At 59.3% G+C, this 16,274-nt stretch carries 16 protein-coding genes; 12 read left to right on the top strand and 4 right to left on the bottom strand.

All coding sequences use genetic code 11. From position 1 onward, the window contains the following. Window positions 1-105 precede the first annotated feature (105 nt). The 4 genes from GAO09_RS23755 to GAO09_RS23770 are packed head-to-tail and all read left to right on the top strand — an operon-like array spanning window position 106 to window position 3,612. Entirely contained in the window at window positions 106-1,026 is a 921-nt protein-coding gene (locus GAO09_RS23755) for an ABC transporter permease (protein WP_153358424.1), read from the top strand. Next, window positions 1,026-1,901 (top strand): ABC transporter permease, encoded by an 876-nt coding sequence (locus GAO09_RS23760; protein WP_153358426.1) that lies wholly within the window; start codon window positions 1,026-1,028, stop codon window positions 1,899-1,901. The genes GAO09_RS23755 and GAO09_RS23760 overlap by 1 nt, the downstream gene beginning before the upstream one ends. 23 nt (window positions 1,902-1,924) lie before the next feature. Continuing rightward, window positions 1,925-2,890 (top strand): ROK family protein, encoded by a 966-nt coding sequence (locus GAO09_RS23765; RefSeq protein WP_324185455.1) that lies wholly within the window; start codon window positions 1,925-1,927, stop codon window positions 2,888-2,890. Next, a complete protein-coding gene (locus tag GAO09_RS23770; RefSeq protein WP_153358430.1) occupies window positions 2,887-3,612 on the top strand; it encodes a copper homeostasis protein CutC in 726 nt (241 codons plus the stop codon). The genes GAO09_RS23765 and GAO09_RS23770 overlap by 4 nt, the downstream gene beginning before the upstream one ends. A gap of 419 nt (window positions 3,613-4,031) precedes the next feature. Here GAO09_RS23770 and GAO09_RS23775 read toward each other — a convergent pair whose 3' ends face one another. Both GAO09_RS23775 and GAO09_RS23780 read right to left on the bottom strand, forming a co-directional pair. Then, window positions 4,032-5,117: an SDR family oxidoreductase gene (locus tag GAO09_RS23775; RefSeq protein WP_209018820.1), complete on the bottom strand. Its 1,086-nt coding sequence runs from the start codon at window positions 5,115-5,117 to the stop codon at window positions 4,032-4,034. Window positions 5,118-5,373: 256 nt separating this feature from the next. Beyond that, window positions 5,374-6,306, bottom strand: a complete 933-nt coding sequence (locus GAO09_RS23780) for a LysR family transcriptional regulator (protein WP_153358432.1) — start codon at window positions 6,304-6,306, stop codon at window positions 5,374-5,376. A gap of 110 nt (window positions 6,307-6,416) precedes the next feature. Between GAO09_RS23780 and GAO09_RS23785 the strand changes: the two genes are divergently transcribed. Continuing rightward, window positions 6,417-7,250: an SDR family NAD(P)-dependent oxidoreductase gene (locus GAO09_RS23785; RefSeq protein WP_153358434.1), complete on the top strand. Its 834-nt coding sequence runs from the start codon at window positions 6,417-6,419 to the stop codon at window positions 7,248-7,250. 180 nt (window positions 7,251-7,430) lie between these two features. Here GAO09_RS23785 and GAO09_RS23790 read toward each other — a convergent pair whose 3' ends face one another. After that, window positions 7,431-8,057, bottom strand: a complete 627-nt coding sequence (locus GAO09_RS23790; protein WP_153358436.1) for a TetR family transcriptional regulator — start codon at window positions 8,055-8,057, stop codon at window positions 7,431-7,433. Window positions 8,058-8,312: 255 nt separating this feature from the next. Between GAO09_RS23790 and GAO09_RS23795 the strand changes: the two genes are divergently transcribed. Then, window positions 8,313-8,627 carry a hypothetical protein gene (locus GAO09_RS23795; protein WP_153358438.1) on the top strand — a complete coding sequence of 105 codons (315 nt, stop codon included), beginning with the start codon at window positions 8,313-8,315 and terminating at the stop codon, window positions 8,625-8,627. Between the two features lie 155 nt (window positions 8,628-8,782). Here GAO09_RS23795 and ribA read toward each other — a convergent pair whose 3' ends face one another. After that, on the bottom strand, window positions 8,783-9,898 hold the full coding sequence (ribA, locus tag GAO09_RS23800; RefSeq protein ID WP_153358440.1) for a GTP cyclohydrolase II RibA: 1,116 nt from the start codon (window positions 9,896-9,898) through the stop codon (window positions 8,783-8,785). 290 nt (window positions 9,899-10,188) lie between these two features. On the opposite strand from ribA, the gene mdoH reads away from it, so the two are divergent. The 6 genes from mdoH (at window position 10,189) to GAO09_RS23830 (ending at window position 16,272) form a co-directional block, all read left to right on the top strand. After that, complete coding sequence (gene mdoH, locus GAO09_RS23805) at window positions 10,189-12,090, top strand: glucans biosynthesis glucosyltransferase MdoH (protein ID WP_153358442.1); 1,902 nt, start codon at window positions 10,189-10,191, stop codon at window positions 12,088-12,090. 134 nt (window positions 12,091-12,224) lie between these two features. Beyond that, window positions 12,225-13,064, top strand: a complete 840-nt coding sequence (locus GAO09_RS23810; protein ID WP_209018822.1) for a zinc-dependent alcohol dehydrogenase — start codon at window positions 12,225-12,227, stop codon at window positions 13,062-13,064. Window positions 13,065-13,079: 15 nt separating this feature from the next. Further along, window positions 13,080-13,478, top strand: coding sequence for a 6-pyruvoyl trahydropterin synthase family protein (locus tag GAO09_RS23815; RefSeq protein WP_153358446.1), 399 nt, complete (start codon window positions 13,080-13,082; stop codon window positions 13,476-13,478). 2 nt (window positions 13,479-13,480) lie between these two features. Further along, window positions 13,481-14,548: a glycosyltransferase family 4 protein gene (locus GAO09_RS23820; RefSeq protein ID WP_324185486.1), complete on the top strand. Its 1,068-nt coding sequence runs from the start codon at window positions 13,481-13,483 to the stop codon at window positions 14,546-14,548. Then, window positions 14,545-15,411: a class I SAM-dependent methyltransferase gene (locus GAO09_RS23825; RefSeq protein ID WP_153358450.1), complete on the top strand. Its 867-nt coding sequence runs from the start codon at window positions 14,545-14,547 to the stop codon at window positions 15,409-15,411. Before GAO09_RS23820 ends, GAO09_RS23825 begins: the two co-directional genes overlap by 4 nt. A 42-nt stretch (window positions 15,412-15,453) precedes the next feature. Then, window positions 15,454-16,272 carry a RibD family protein gene (locus GAO09_RS23830; RefSeq protein ID WP_153358452.1) on the top strand — a complete coding sequence of 273 codons (819 nt, stop codon included), beginning with the start codon at window positions 15,454-15,456 and terminating at the stop codon, window positions 16,270-16,272. Window positions 16,273-16,274 lie beyond the last annotated feature (2 nt).

The raw sequence follows: 16,274 nt of genomic DNA on the forward strand, positions 1-16,274 counted from the left end.
CGGATACGACTAGTGTGCGGCGGTTGCCAGGGAGACGTTGGCTGCCTGTCTCCACGGCAGCCGCCCACCACCACGATACCAGGCCGGTAGAATGCATGAGGGCGAATGAAAGCCTATATCACCAAAAAAATCATGGCGCTGCCACTGATCCTGATCGGTGTTTCGATCATCGTCTTCGTGGCGATCCGTGCGCTGCCGGGGGATCCTGCACGATTGATGGCGGGGCCGGAAGCAACCCAGGAGGCGGTCGATGCGATGACGTCACGGCTTGGCCTGGACCGTAGCCTGCCGGCGCAATATGCGAGTTACGCCTACGACGCAATTCGCGGCGATCTGGGCATTTCCATCAAGTCAAAATTGCCTGTTGTGGATGAAATCGGCGAGCGGCTGCCCTTCACTGTTGCGCTCGCCATCACCGCTTATCTGATGGCGATCGGCATCGGGGTTCCGGCGGGCATGCTGGCGGCAATCTATCGGCGAGGCTGGCCGGACCAGATCGTCATGCTTTTGGCCATCGCCGGTGCGTCGGTCGCCAATTTCTGGCTGGCACTGATGGCGATGAACACGTTTTCGGTTCAGCTTGGCTGGTTGCCGTTGCTCGGTGCGACGTCGTGGAAAAGTTTTGTATTGCCGTCGATCACGCTCGCCGTCCTGCCGACCGCGGTCATCGCCCGGATGACCCGTTCGAGTATGATCGAAGTGATGTCGCAGGACTATATTCGCACCGCTTATGCCAAGGGTGTCCGGCCTGCAACGATCTACTGGAGCCATGGGCTGCGCAATGCGCTGCTGCCGATCATCACCATCGTCGGGCTCAATTTCGGCAGCCTGATGGGCGGCGCCGTTGTGACGGAATCCGTCTTCAACTGGCCGGGCATCGGGCGGTTCCTTGTCGATGCGGTGCGCTACCGCGACTATCCGGTCATTCAGGGCGTGACGCTGGTGGCGGTCACCGGTGTCGTGCTGATGAATTTCCTTGCTGAAGTTCTGATCGCCGCCCTTAACCCGAAGATAAGGCTGGACTGATGGCGCAGATCGAAACAGACCGTTTTTCCGACAGGCCGCCGCGCCCGTCGATCTTGCGTGCGCTGCGCTTTGCGAACCAGCACCGCAGCATTGCCATCGGCGGGACGCTGATCGGGTTTCTCGTGGCCGCCGCCATTTTTGCGCCGCTGATCTCTCCGGCCGATCCCTATTATCAGGATCTCCTTGCGACGATGGAGCCGCCGTCGTTTGCCCACCCCTTCGGCACCGATGACAATGGGCGCGACATCCTTACCCGCGTCCTATACGGTGCGCGCATATCGCTTCTGGAAGTGGTGCTGTCTGTTGGGCTCGCAGTCATGGTGGGTGTGCCGCTTGGTATCTTTTCAGGCATGAGCGGTCGTTATATCGACCAGGCGGTCATGTGGGCGATGGATATCCTCTTTGCCTTTCCGGGCATCGTGCTCGCCATTCTGATTGTCAGCGTGCTCGGCACCAGCCTTGCCAACCTGATGATTGCCATCGCAATCTTTTCCGTTCCCGTCTATGCACGGCTTGCCCGCAACCTGACGCTCGGCCTAAAAAGCATGGACTATGTGGAGGCGGCAATTTCGCTTGGTATTTCGCGTCGACGGATCATGATCCATTATATCCTGCGCAACGCGATCGGACCGATCATCGTCCAGTCGACGCTGACAGCGGGGACCGTCATCCTGTCAGCGGCAAGCCTTTCCTTTCTCGGGCTCGGCGCGCAGCCGCCATTGCCCGAATGGGGGGCGATGATGAGCGACGGTCGCAACTATCTCGGACTGAATATCTGGATGTCCTTGTTTCCGGGCTTGGCGATCATGGTAACCGTGCTTGGCTTCAACATTCTGGGTGACGGCCTGCGCGACCTGCTGGACCCGCGTCAATGATGGCTCCGGCGACTGATCTACCCGTGACGCTCCCTGTGTTTGCCGCTGATGTCGGCGGATCCTTCATAAAGTTTGCTCTGTCACCCGGTCCGGGTCGGCTCGTGCATCTCGAACGGGTGCCAACGCCGGCCGATGATTGGGCGGCGCTTTGTGGCGCCCTTGCGGGCCTTTTGCAGCGCCATGCAGATCTCGCCCCGTCCGATGCACCGCTGGCGCTCTCCGTCGCCGGGCTCATCGAGCCGGTCGAGGGCGTAGCGACCTCCGCCAATATCCCTTGCATTACCGGGCGCCCACTTGCGGGAGCGCTTGCAATGGCTCTCTCGCGTTCGGTCTTTGCGGCGAATGACGCAGACTGTTTCACGCTTGCCGAAGCCAATGAAGGCGCGGGCAGGGGGCATGCGGTTACCTTTTGCGCAATCATGGGAACCGGTATCGGCGGCGGGCTTGCTATCGATGGCAGGCTGGCGCGCGGCGCCGGTGGTGTGACGGGAGAATGGGGCCATGGGCCGATCGTCTGCACCTCGGTCGAGATCGAAATGAAAGAAGCTGGAAGATCCGAAACAATCCACATGCCACGCCTCCCTTGCGGTTGCGGTCAATCCGGCTGTGCCGACACGATCGGCGGAGCGCGCGGCATAGAGCGCATTCATCAACACCTGACCGGCCGCGTGGAAACCAGCCATGACATTCTCAGCGGATGGCAGCGCGGCGATGACGACGCTCGCCGGACGGTACTTGTCTATCTGGAACTGATATCCGATCCGCTGGCACTGGCCGTCAACATCACCGGCGCGTCGATCGTGCCGGTCGGCGGTGGATTGGCTTCGGTTGACCCGCTGATGACGATGCTGGATCGGGCGGTTCGAAGCCGCATTCTCAATCGGTTCGACCGACCGCTTGTCGTGCCGGCGCAGCGGATGGACGATGGCGGGCTGATCGGCGCCGCCGTCTTGGGACGACAGGGCCTGCGCATGCAGGAGGCGGCATGAGCGTGCTTCTCGAAGTTTGCGTTGAGACCCCTGAAGGGATCATCGAGGCAGTCGCCGGTGGCGCCGACAGACTTGAACTTTGTTCGGCGCTCGACCTCGGCGGCCTTACCCCATCGCCCGGCCTGATGCTCGAAGCGGCGAAGGTGCCCATCCCCGTCTATGCGATGATCCGCCCGCGTGCAGGGAATTTCGTTTACAGCGCCGATAGTGAACGTGCGATGCTGGGCGATATCGACGCGGTGCGTGCGCACGGGCTTGCCGGTGTCGTCATCGGTTCCAATCATCCGGATGGTCGATTGGCTGTGGCATTGCTTCGCCGCCTCATGGCCCATACCGAAGGGCTCGGTGTGACGCTTCACCGCGCGTTCGATCTTGTGCCGGATCCATTTGAGGCATTGGAGCAGGCGGTTGACCTCGGTGTCGAACGCATCCTGACCTCCGGCCTTGAGAAAACGGCGCTGGAGGGCCGTGAGCTTCTTCGGATGCTGGTGGAACACGCAGATGGTCGCGTTTCGATCATGGCGGGTAGCGGCATCGGACCGGCATCGGTCGAGCAGATCATCACAGACTCCGGCGTGCGCGAGGTGCATGGATCGTGTCGGCTGGTGGCCGGCGAGGCTTCGCCCCGCTCCGTATCCTTCGGCTTTGAGCCACGGGTGAGTTTTGCGACCAGCCGTACGGTCGTTGCCGAGGTTGCCCGGATCATCAGGGGCATTGCCTAGGATTGGAGCCCGTTCGCGGCTAGTTTGGGCACGGCAGGATGTGCGAGAACGGCAAGCCAACTAATGCTTTCCAGCCTCCTCACACGCTGAATCCGGCAGGTCGCTTCTATCAAAGCCTGTCAGCGTGAGGCAGCCAAGATTTGGTTCAGAAAATCTCGTTCCACGTCTTGAGCTTAGCGAACAAGGATCAGAAAGGCGCCGCCCCTAGGTTGTTTCGTCGAAAGGTTTTTTGACGATACGGCTTGTCCGCCGGCTGACAATACGAGCAGAGCAATTGGAACTCGTTCGCCGCCTTCAGCAATGTTGTCACGCAGCGACCACGAAACACGAATAATCGAAAACGCCGCCGAGCTCAGGTCACGGCGGCGTCAACCGGGCGTCCAACGGGATGATTCAGTCATTCACTTCGGGCCGGGTCTTCAGCCAAGGGAGATCAGGTCGCCGCCCTCGGCTTTGAGCCGAGACAGATAGGCCGAGCGGTCGACGATCTGATAGGGGAAATACAGGCCGGGCGGCGTAGGCGATCCGTTAAGACCTGCCAACCGTTCAATGATCATGCTTGTACCGAGCGCAGTGAGTGCTGCGGCACCACCGGGGTGAAACACCGCATGACGGCTCCGCAGGCTTTGGCCGTCCTGGCCTTCGCCTGTCAACTCGATGATGATTTCCGTAGATTTCGGTTCGCCGCGCCGGCGCGATGAACTGACACCGGTGCCCATGTTGAATTCCACGTTTTTCGCACCGGTTTCCGCAGCCAGGCTGGCAACATCAATGGAGGAAAAACCAGAGGCCTCAATCACCGTGCCGTCGATTGCCCGAAAGCTGGCTTTAGCGTCGTTTCCGCTGCGCCAAATCCAGGCGCCGTCACGCCGAGATAGAGCGGATGGTAACATCTTGTTCAGTCGCTCGAAATCTTCCGCGACAGCGGGCCCCCCGCTATCCTGCTCGTCAACGAGCGCGCTGATGACGACATTCTCAATTCGTGAAAATGCTTTGGCGCATTCCAGGGTGGTGACAGTCGTGGCCCCCACCAGCCATTCGTAACCCAGCACAATCGCCGACGCTTCGGGTCTGTGCATGTAGATGGCGATTTCGGGCGCAATCTCGAATACACCCGACGATATGCCGAGGTGCGGTATGTTGCGGGCGTGAGCATAATGCAGGCTGGCCAGCCGTTCATCCGAATAAAAGACTGCCACAGCTCGAACCGGCCGGTCTCCAAGACCTAAATCCGGGATGTCGGGGTCAAGGCGTACACCTTCCGCATTGCCGATTTCACTTGCCGCCTCGCGGGCTTTGCCAAGATCACGGCCACCGATCAGTAACGGAAGTTCGCGGTGAGCGGCGCGCAGAGCATCTGCAGTTCGTCTTCCAATCGAACCGGAGCCACCCATTAAGAGTACTGGAGCCGATGTCATAAGGCATGTCCTTTCTTTGACGAAATCGTTGCAGGTCATCAGAGAAAGCGCGCCGGTGTAGGTTTGTTCCGGCGGTTCGGCGTTCACGGCAGTTGACGATCAGACGTCACCCGCGAGTGATGTGCCTCACGCCATACGGCGCCAGCGACATCGCCGTGTTTGACATGGCGAGCGCCGACAAAGCCTGTGACACGTTGGATATTCTCCGGCTCCACGCTTCTTGGTGTGTAAGTTTAGTTGCAGCCTGACCGAGTGATCCCGGATGCCACGCGGCCTTCACGTGTCGTCATCATGTGTGAAGTCATGGCGAACCGCGACTGGCGGACATGGTCAAATTGTCGGGTCAAGCAAGCGATTGATGTTCCATGTCAGCCGACCCGGCGCGAAGCGCGTCGATAAGGGCGCGCAGTGCCGGTGCCATCTGACGCTGTTGCGGATAGCAGATGAACAAGCCCGGAAAGGGTGCCGACCATGGGGTCAGCAAGGGGATCAGTTGGCCGGTTGCGATATGAGAGGTCACGGTGTCTTCGATCGCAAAGCCGATGCCAATACCGTTCAAAGCTGCTTTTAGAGCGCTTTCCTTGTCGCTGAACACCAGTGGACCGTCGACGGTAACGCTGAACCAGGTGCCGTTTTCGACGAATTCCCAGGCATAGGGTGTTGGGCGACCCGGCCAGCGCCAGCGTATGCAGCGATGGTCAACCAGATCGCGCGGGTGATCGGGATGCCCATGCCGTTGCAGATAATCCGGGGTCGCGACAGCGATCTGCCGCAATTCCGGGCCGAGGCGTACCGCAATCATATCCTTCTCGATGACTTCTCCAATGCGTAACGCGAGGTCGTAACCCTCTGCAACGATATCAATGACTTCGTCATCCACGGTGATATCAAGAACCACGCCCGGATAGCGGTCGGTGAAGCTTTTCAGAATTGGGTCGATGTATTTCCGCGCTGCGGACCGGAACGTATGGACCCGAACGGTGCCAGCGGGCTTTTCGCCGGAATGCTTGACCTGCGTTATGGCGCCGCCCAGTTCGAGGGCGGCTGGCTGGACACGTTGAAAGAGATTTTCTCCTGCTTCAGTCAGCGACACGTTTCGTGTGGTGCGATGGAAGAGCCGCACGCCGACATGATCTTCAAGGTTGCGGACCATTTGACTGAGCGCCGAGGGCGAGACGCCCAGTTGCTCGGCCGCACGGCTGAAACTCAAATATTCCGCAACCGTGATAAAGGCGCGAAGCTGATTGTAGTCCTGACTGGCAAGAAGTTTGGTCATGATTGTTCGCAGATTGATTAGGCTGACTAACAAGGTTTGTAATTTTTGATCCTATTATAAAGTTTCGTGATGTGCCTCATCTTTGTTGCATCCATTCAAAGGAGCACATCATGACGACATGGTTCATTACCGGTATTTCGCGCGGGCTTGGCCGCGCGGTGGCAATCGCAGCCTTGGCAGAAGGCGATACGGTTATCGGCACTGTGCGAAAAGGGCCGGTTTCACTCGATCACCATACGGGCACACTGCACGTGCTGACTGTCGACCTCGCAGAGGCAGGTGCGGCGGAAGTCTGTATTGCTGAGGCATTCGAGCGCGTCGGCCATATCGACGTCATCGTCAACAATGCGGGCTACGGTCTTCTCGGTGCGCTTGAAAGTGCAACCGACGAGGAGGTCGAGCGGCTGTTTGCCGTCGATGTCATCGCGCCGTTTCGCATCATTCGGGCCGCCCTGCCACATCTGCGCCGGCAAGGGAATGGCCATATCGTCAACATCACCTCGATTGCAGGGCGAGCGCCATCGACCGGATCGGCCATGTATTCTGCGGCCAAATCCGCTCTGGAGGGCATGTCTGCCGCGCTGTCGCTCGAAGTTGCGCCGCTTGGCATCAAGGTGACGGCGGTGGCGCCCGGCGCCTTCAGGACGGATTTCCTATCTTCCCACTCGATCCGCAAAAGTGGCGAGGCGGATAGCGCCTATGCGGAAACGATCGGACGCAGCGATGCGGCATTCAATGCCGCAGCCGGTCGTCAGGCGGGCAACCCCGAGCGTGCTGCCAAGGTCATCATCGCCCTGGTGCGTTCTCCCAATCCGCCTCTGCATCTTCTTCTCGGAAGTGATGCTTTGCGGCGGGCACGCACCAAGCTCGACCAGATCGCAAATGAAATCGATGCCTGGGCAGCGATCACACGCAGCACGGATTATCCGGAGGACACGCCATGAACATCGCGTCACCTGCATCCGCATTCATGACGGGTGCGCTGGTGATGGCGGATGGGCGCTACACCGCACTTTGAAAAGGAGACAATCATGCCCAAGTCCATTCTGATCGCCGCCGCGGGACGTGGCCTCGGGCTCGGTTTGGCCCAGCAATCCTTTGACCGTGGCTGGTCAGGGCGGTGATCACCGCCCCCGGGGAGTGACAGGATCGCAGAACGGCAAGGTGCTGGCGCGGCGTATGGCCTGGGCCAGCCGATCGTTACTCTCGGCGACTGTCGGAACCTGTCCGTATCTGACTGCGGCTCGGCTGATGGTCTCATCGATGACACGCATTGCGGCCGAGACGGTAGCGGCGCAAAGCCTCACCTCGAAATCCGTCGGAGACAATTCTAGCCGGGCAGCAATCACGCCAGCCATCAAGTCTTCTGTCGCGCGGGTCGACATGAACCACGGCTCCAGAAGCGCTGGTTCTTCTGCGAGCCGTGCGATCAGGTGCACCACAAGCTTGCTGTCTTCGATCTCCTGAGCGTCTATTTTGCTCATGTCGTAGTTGATTTCCAGAAAACGCTCGACCGTCATATCGAGCGGCCATTTCTGAAGCTTCGCGGCAAGGTTTTGAGACATGCGGGCAAAGAGAGGTTCGATGCAGCTCTCCTTCGTGCGGAAATAGCGCCAAAGCGTCCGTCGCGATATGCCGGCCGCCTCGGCGATCTCTTCACCGCTGGTGGCCGCCACGCCCTTTTCCAGGAACAGCCGTGCGGCACTTCTTGCCACATCTATGTGGGCATCTTCCCGGATCGTCCGGCTCATCTGTTTCTCCGTAGCATCATTCTGCGACGCTTATAGGTTCATAATGTCAGATAGTTAAGGCTGTTCCTCACAGCGGTCGGATTTCGTGGCTTTTGTCATCACAATAATGACACTAAGTGTCATTATAGCTGTTTCTAAACCCGTCAGGACCGCCTTGGTTTTGAACTCAATCCGAAAGTCGGCATTCGCCGCCTATCGGATAGGATTGAAACCGCATGCGGTGAAATAAACGCAGCCATGACGAAAGGATTTCAAATGACAAAACATAGCGCTCTCTACGATGTTTGCACCGTATTCGTGATCACCGGCATGGGGTTCGCCGCCATGATGCTGAGCGGATGCGTATCGGCGGAAGAACAACGTCACGCGAACCTTTACGAGGATGCCGGCACTTGTACCGATTTCGGCGCCCGCTATGGTTCGCGATCGCATACGGATTGCATGATGCGCCAGCAGGAGCGTCGGGACAATGAGCAGCTATTGAACATGGAGCGCGCCCGCATTTCTTCCGAGACGGCGCGAAACAATCTCGAAATGCTCAGGTTGATGCGAGAGCGCAGGCAACATTGATCAACGCCATGGTAGTCCAGCTGTGACGCCATCACAGACGCATTTCGCGGAATCGGTGGCGGCGGGTTCTTCTTGTTCAGTTGCTAGATAAGCGTGTGCTCGGCTCAGCAAGATGGTGCCGCGTCCAAGATCTTCAGCCGGGTAGAGACCCGACCCTATTCGGCCGGAATTTTCAGCGATTCGATATCGATCATGTGTCCCGACCGGCGCACTTTCGTTCTGAGATAACCACGGTTTTCCTCAGTGACCAGGCCGAGCACAGGGGTTCTATGCCTCACGGTAAAGCCGGCATTTTCGATCGCTGCGATCTTGCGGGGATTGTTGGTCAAAAGCTCGACCGAGGAAACGCCGAGGCCGCGCAGCATGGCAACAGCCGCGCCATAGGCGCGCCCATCATCTCCAAATCCAAGCGTGGCGTCTGCGTCCACCGTATCAAGGCCCGCTGTCTGATAACCATAGGCGCGCATCTTGGAAGCGATCCCGGTGCCGCGGCCTTCCTGGTCGAGATAGAGCAGTATTCCGCCGCCACGTTGTTCGATCAACTGCATGCCCTTCCGCAATTGGTCACCACAGTCGCATTTCAGGGAACCGAAAAGATCGCCGGTGATGCAGGAGGAATGAATGCGGACGGGAACGGGCTTCGACATGTCAGGCGAACCCACCACAATGGCGATCTGGTCGCGCTGCGCGACGCCACCCCTGAAGACGACGAATTCTGCAGTATCGATACCCTTCAGCGGCACCTGTGTCCGCGCGACGATCGAGAAATGAGCTTCGGCCACGCTGTCATGTTCGAGTGTCGCGGCGTCGAGCATGACGCAACCGTCAAAACGGTGATCCGAAGAGGCTATTTCAAAAACCATGAAAGCCGGCAGTAGCAAGGCGCTGCGGGCGAGGATTTCCAGCTTTGCAAGGGATTCTGAAGCCGACCGGTATGAGGGGTTTGCGGTCGTGTCGAAACCGTAGGCGATCGTCGCCAATTGCTCGTAGTCGGTATCCGAGACATTGATCAGCGCGCCATACGGTGCGGTGATGCCGAGCTTTTGGGCACGTTGCGCCGTGATGAATAGTTCCTGCCGATTGGCGGCGATGTCGCCGAAGCGGGAAAGTATTTCGGGGGTGGCGGTGTCGAGCGACACGACCGCGTATTGAAGATTGCCGTGCATGAGCAGCACCGGACGGCCATATCGAAGCTCGGAGACGGCGCGCTCCCGGACGATGGAGGCTTCGCTTGCGTCGAACATAGGATAGGCACTGGAACTGGCGGTCATGTTTCAATCCTCTTTTGGCGTCACAACAAAAACGCCTGCGGTCAGCAACGAGTTAGACTTCGAAACGCATCAGGCCACCCGCCTTTGCCGTTCATTTCAGAAATTCAGCATTTCGTTTTTAGTTCACGTGCCCTGCCATGCGATCGAATTCCCTGCTTTACGGGCGATCTCAAGCGTTGTGCATGACGACATCTAGGTATTTAATTGGCAGATGAAATTATTGTGAGCTTGCCAGAGGTCAGGTTTGGCCTAGCTGAAACATCATCGTGTAAACGTGAAAGAAATGCCGAATGACGTTTCAGCATAATCCTGCGCCGAGCCGAAACACGCTGGTACAGGATGAAGAAAATTTCCATTCGGGAACGGCCCGATACGCCGGACTTCCTGTCTCGTGGCGGCGGCTTATCGTTTTGTGCTTGAACGTCGGCACCATCCTCATGATGGGTGTCCTCGTCTATAGCCTCCTGTCACCCACAACGCTCTTCGGCCCCGAAACGATTATCCTGATCGGATTCTTTCTGGCGACGCCTTGGACAGTTCTCGGCTTCTGGAATGCAGTTATCGGGCTGCTCTTGCTGCATGGACCTGGAAACCCTGCACGTAGCGTCTACCCGTTTTATGCGGATGGCGCCCAATCCCGGCCGCACACGCTGAAGTCCCGGACGGCACTGATCGTATTCCTTCGAAACGAGGACCCACGTCCTGTGTTCGAACGCCTGGATGCGATCTGGAAAAGCATGCGATCGACAGGTTTCGATCATCACTTTCAAGTTTTCTGTCTGAGTGACACATCTGACCAGAATATCGCACAGCATGAAGAGCATGCATTTCGCACATTTGCGGATCTCGTCGAGCAGCAGGGCAATAATCGTCCCATCTACCGGCGTCGGCTTGTAAACACCGGCTACAAGGCGGGGAATGTCGAGGATTTCCTTCGCGAGTATGGCGGCGATTACGACTTTTTCCTGCCGCTTGATTCCGACAGCGTCATGTCCGGCGATGTCGTCGTGAAGCTTGTCGCCGCGATGGAGCAACATCCCGAGATCGGCATTCTCCAGACACTTGTTGTGGGCATGCCGGCAACGAGCGGCTTTGCGCGCATGTTTCAGTTCGGCATGCGGCACGGCATGCGTTCCTTCACCATGGGTTCTGCGTGGTGGAACGCTGATTGCGGCGCTTACTGGGGCCATAATGCCCTCATCAGAACCGAAGCGTTTCTAACTCATTGCCGGCTTCCGGTCTTGCCGGGTTCACCGCCGCTCGGAGGACACGTCCTCAGTCACGATCAGCTCGAGGCGGCATTCATGCGTCGCGGCGGCTACGAGGTTCGTGTTCTGCCTATCGAGACCAGAAGCTACGAGGCCAACCCGCCGACACTGATCGAGTTCGCCCGCCGTGATCTGCGCTGGTGCCAGGGCAATATGCAATACTGGCGTTTCCTGTTCGCGCCGGGTTTGGAGCCGGTTAGCCGTTTCCAGATACTGCAGGCCATCCTCATGTACATGGCCCCTCCCGCCTGGATTGCCATGACATTCGCGGCGACATGGAAGGGGATAACCTCCGGATTCGCGCCGGTTTACATGGAACTGGGTTTCTGGCTGTTCATCTCGATCTTCCTGCTGTCGATCTCCCCGAAAATTGCCGGAGCCATCGACGTGGTTTTCACACGCGGAGCTATGCGAAGCTATGGCGGCCCGCTGCGGTTCACTTTGTCGGTGCTTGTCGAGGTCATCACGTCGATGCTGATGGCGCCGATTATCGCCGTGTACATCACCATCTTTCTTTTCGGACTTCTGTTCGGGCGGTCGGTGACCTGGAGCGGCCAGAACCGTGATCAGCTCGGTGTTTCCCTTGCGACCGCCGTAAAGGCCATGGCCGTGCAGACAATCATCGGCATCACGCTTGCGGTGATCGTGTTCAGGGCAGGCGGCCTGGTTGCCACGCTCTGGGCGCTGCCTTTCATCGGCGGACTGTGTGTGGCCGTTCCTTTCACGATGGCGACGGCTTCCGAGTGGTTCGGACGTCTCAGCACGCGTTTGGGTCTGTTCGCGATACCGGAGGAAAGTCATATGCCGCGTGTCCTGAGCAGGATTGTGCCGGATGATGCACGCCGCTGGCGCCGGCCAATCGTGCGCAAGGCAAACGAGTGGCCGCAGGTCTCGAAGAACGAACAGACGGCGGGCGGTCAATGAGGACGGCCCGGGCGTTATGGCTGGTCGATCGCTTGCAGGCAGAACTCCGGGAAGAGCCAGTCGGTGATTGTTTTGAAGATGAAGTGATCATCGAGAGCTTATTCACTGGGGTCAGTCGCGGAACCGAGTCACTTGTGGCCAATGGAGCAGTGCCACCAGGTGAGTTCGAGCGTATGCGTGCGCCGCTGCAGTCCGGCGCATTCCCCTTCCCGGTCAAATATGGCTATGCCGCTGTCGGAGAAATCGTTGCCGGGGCGCCCGACAGGATCGGCCAGACAGTCTTTTGCCTGCATCCCCACCAGGATGTCTTTCGCGCGCCAGCGCAGATGGCCGTGGTCGTTCCCGATGCCGTGCCTGCGTCAAGGGCCGTGCTGGCTGCGAACATGGAAACTGCGCTCAACGGCGTTTGGGATGCCGGTATCATGCCGGGTGATACGGTTGCAGTCATCGGCGGTGGCGTGGTCGGCCTGCTCATGGCTTTCCTGGCGGCGAAGGTGGCTGGAACAGATGTCGCGATCGTCGACGTCAATCCCTCCCGCAGGGTGATTGGTGAGATGTTCGGCTGCCGTTTCCTGAGCCCTGATGAGACTGGCCCGCTTGCCGGGCAGGCGGACGTCGTCATTCACACATCGGCAAGTGCGGCTGGTCTGACCACCGCAATCTCGCTTGCCGCATTCGAGGCGAAAGTCGTGGAAATGTCGTGGTTCGGGCATGCGGATGTCGGGATATCCCTGGGCGGGGCGTTTCACAGTCAGCGGCTTTCCATCGTCGCATCACAGGTTGGCCATGTGCCGCCATCGCGCCGCGCCCGCTGGCCTTTGTCGCGGCGTCTGGCAAAGGCGTTGGAGCTTCTGAACGACAGCCGGCTCGACCACTTCGTGTCCGGCGAGACCGATTTCGACATTCTGCCCGATCGTTACGGCGCCATTCTCGCCGATCCCGACACTCTTTGTCATCGCATCCGTTACCGTTAGTCTGAAAGGATATCCATGTTTGCAGTTGAAGTCCGTGATCACATGATGATTGCTCACAGCCTGCCGCGCCCGGTATTCGGGCCGGCTCAAGCCATGCATGGTGCGACATTCGTCGTCGATGCGGCGTTCATGACGGAAGACCTCGATGAGGATGGACTTGGTGTCGATATCGGCCTGGCCACAAAGGTTCTTGGGGAGACGGTCGCGCCGCTGAATTACAAAAACCTCGATGAACTTGACGTGTTTCGCGGCAAGGTGACCACGACCGAGGTTCTTGCCAAGCATGTTTTCGACACGCTGAGGAACCGCATCAAGAATGGTGACCTCGGGGTGGGAGGATCACGCATCAAGCGACTGAAAATCACCCTGCACGAAAGCCATGTCGCTCGGGCGTGGTACGAGGCAGCCGTTTGAGCGTGTCGAGAGAACGGCATCAGGTCGTCTTCGCCATTCCAGGCAATATCGACACGCCGAGCGGGGGCTACGGCTATGACCGACGGGTGATCCGGGAGTTGCGGGCGTTTGGCTGGAGCGTTGAGCACATCGCCTTGCCGTCGGCATTTCCCTATCCGGGTCCGGAGGATCACGCCGAGGTCGCAGCCAGGTTCTCGGCTATCCCCGACGGAAGTCTTGTTCTGGTCGATGGTCTTGCCTTCGGCGCCATGCCCCAGATCGCGCAGGCGGAATCTCGACGGTTGCGGCTGGTGGCGTTGGTGCATCATCCCCTGGCTCTCGAAACCGGCATCGCGCCGCAGGTTGCTGAACGTCTGAAAGACAGCGAGACAGTCGCGCTCAAGGCCAGCCGTGGGCTTATCGTCACCAGTCAGGCTACCGCGCGCACGCTGAGGCAGGAGTTCGACGTGAAGGACGCCGCCATTCTCGTGGCCGCTCCGGGTACCGACCACGTCACGTCACAGCAACGGGATCGCCCTGACGTGCCGGCTGATGATCCGCTTATTCTGTCTGTCGGCTCCCTGACGCGGCGCAAGGATCATGCGACATTGATCTCCGCCCTTCAAAGCATTGCCGATCGGCGCTGGCATTGCCGTATCGTTGGAAGCGACAGCATGGATCGCACAACCGCACAGGCGCTACGGCAGCAGGTCGCCGAAGCAGGGCTTGATGCCCGTATCACCCTGACCGGAGCGGTAGAGGATGTTGCACTGGAATTCCGCCGCGCCGATATCTTCGCGCTCGCCAGTCAATATGAAGGTTACGGCATGGTCTTTGCCGAGGCGATGGCTTGGGGCCTGCCAATCGTGGGGTGTCGAGGTGGCGCTGTAGGGGAGGTGGTACCCGAAACTGCCGGTATCCTGGTTCGGCCAGGTGATGCAGAAGGCGTCGCCCGTGCGTTGGCTTCACTCCTCGATGATCCGGCCTGCCGCCTCCGTTACGCTCGGGGATCGTCGCTTGCCGGGCAAACGCTGCCCGACTGGCCGGCGACAGCCCGTGCAATTTCCGATTTTCTGGAGGCGATCGCATGAGTGGCTTTGAAACCCGCTGGCTCGATCTGCGCGAACCTGTCGATCATCGCGCGCGTCACACGGGTCTGCGCGGGCTGGCCCTTGATCTTCTGGACACTGCCGAAGACGATAAATACATCGTCGACGTCGGTTGCGGTACAGGCTCGACCTTTCGTGCCCTTATGCCAGAAGTCGCGGGCAGACGCTGGCGGTTCGTCGATCATGACCCGCGGCTGCTTGAGGAAGCAAGCAAACGCCACAGGCAGCATGACGGCGGCGCCGCGGAGTTCCTGCAACTGGACCTCGCGGATGTTCGGCCAGACATGTTTTCCCGCGCCGCGCTCGTGACCGCCTCGGCGCTGTTCGATCTTGCCTCGCTCGCTCTGGTGGAGAGTTTGGCAGGCCACCTCAAGGCATGCGGAGCCAGCCTCTACGCGGCATTGAATTACAATGGCGTCTGTGTCTGGAGCAGCCGTCACGATGCCGATGACCTCGTCGTGGCAGCGTTCAACGAACACCAACGCGGTGACAAGGGATTGGGGCCAGCATTGGGACCGGACAGCGGTCCTATGCTCAATCGCGTCTTTGAAAAATACGGCTTCGATGTGATGATGGGGGAAAGTCCGTGGAGGTTCGGATCTGATGACGCGGAACTGCACGCGCAGTTCATCGACGGCATGGCGACGGCTGTCGGGCAGAAACGCAGCCTCGACCCGCTGCTATTGGAAGATTGGCGGAGAAGCCGTCTCGCCCGGGTCCACGGTTCGACCTGCGAGGTCGGTCACTGGGACGTTCTGGCTATCGCGCCCCGAGAGCGCGAAACGAACAAAACGGATGGTCAGCCGGGCGACGGTATGGCCGGTGGTGCGCGGTCCGCGGCGTGATCTCAGACCATTGTGCAAGAACTTCGACGGGACGAGGAAGACATGATCGACGCGCGTGAAATATCCGATTCCACATGGAAATCCATTCTGGCGTTGCGCGACGGAGAGGCGCCCGACGACGACGCTTTTTCTGATCCCGTAGCGGCACCCTATCGGGCGGTCGCCAGACGCAATGGGCATCCTTTCGTTATCGCGCAAATCGGGCAGTCGCTTGACGGTCGCGTTGCCACCCTTTCGGGAGACGCCCGCAATCTGTCCGGCGATGGCGGGTTTCTCCACCTGCACCGCCTGCGCGCGCTGGTCGATGCGGTCGTCGTCGGTGTTGGTTCGGTCGTCGCGGATGATCCCATGCTGACAGTGAGAAAGGTTGCTGGCCGAAATCCGATCCGCGTGGTCATCGATCCCAATGGCCGCATGCCGGATAATTGCAAGCTTGTTCATCGGAAGGATCAATCTTGCGCCTCGACAATTGTCGTTCAGGCGAACGACCAGAAGCCGCGCGACGACGTCGACACAATCCAGCTGGCGAGAAATGCCGCAGGATCACTGGATGCCGCAGACATCGTAAGTGCCCTACAAGCCAGGGGAATGCTCAACATTCTGGTCGAGGGAGGTGGACGTACAATCGAGCATTTCCTGACTTCCGAGGTTGTCGATCGTCTTCACATCTGTGTCGCCCCGATCCTCATCGGCTCAGGCCTGCCCGGTTTGCGCCTGCCTGCCATCAACCTCTTGTCTGAAGCGATCAGGCCACGCGTGACGGCTTATGATCTCGGGAGCGATCTGTTGTTCGACTGTGAATTCGTCGGCAGGCGGACGGCGGGGTCGGATGACGGTGCTGCTTCGCTTCAACACCTTTGAGC

It is taken from the genome of Endobacterium cereale, assembly GCF_009617585.1.
GTDB lineage: Bacteria > Pseudomonadota > Alphaproteobacteria > Rhizobiales > Rhizobiaceae > Neorhizobium > Neorhizobium cereale.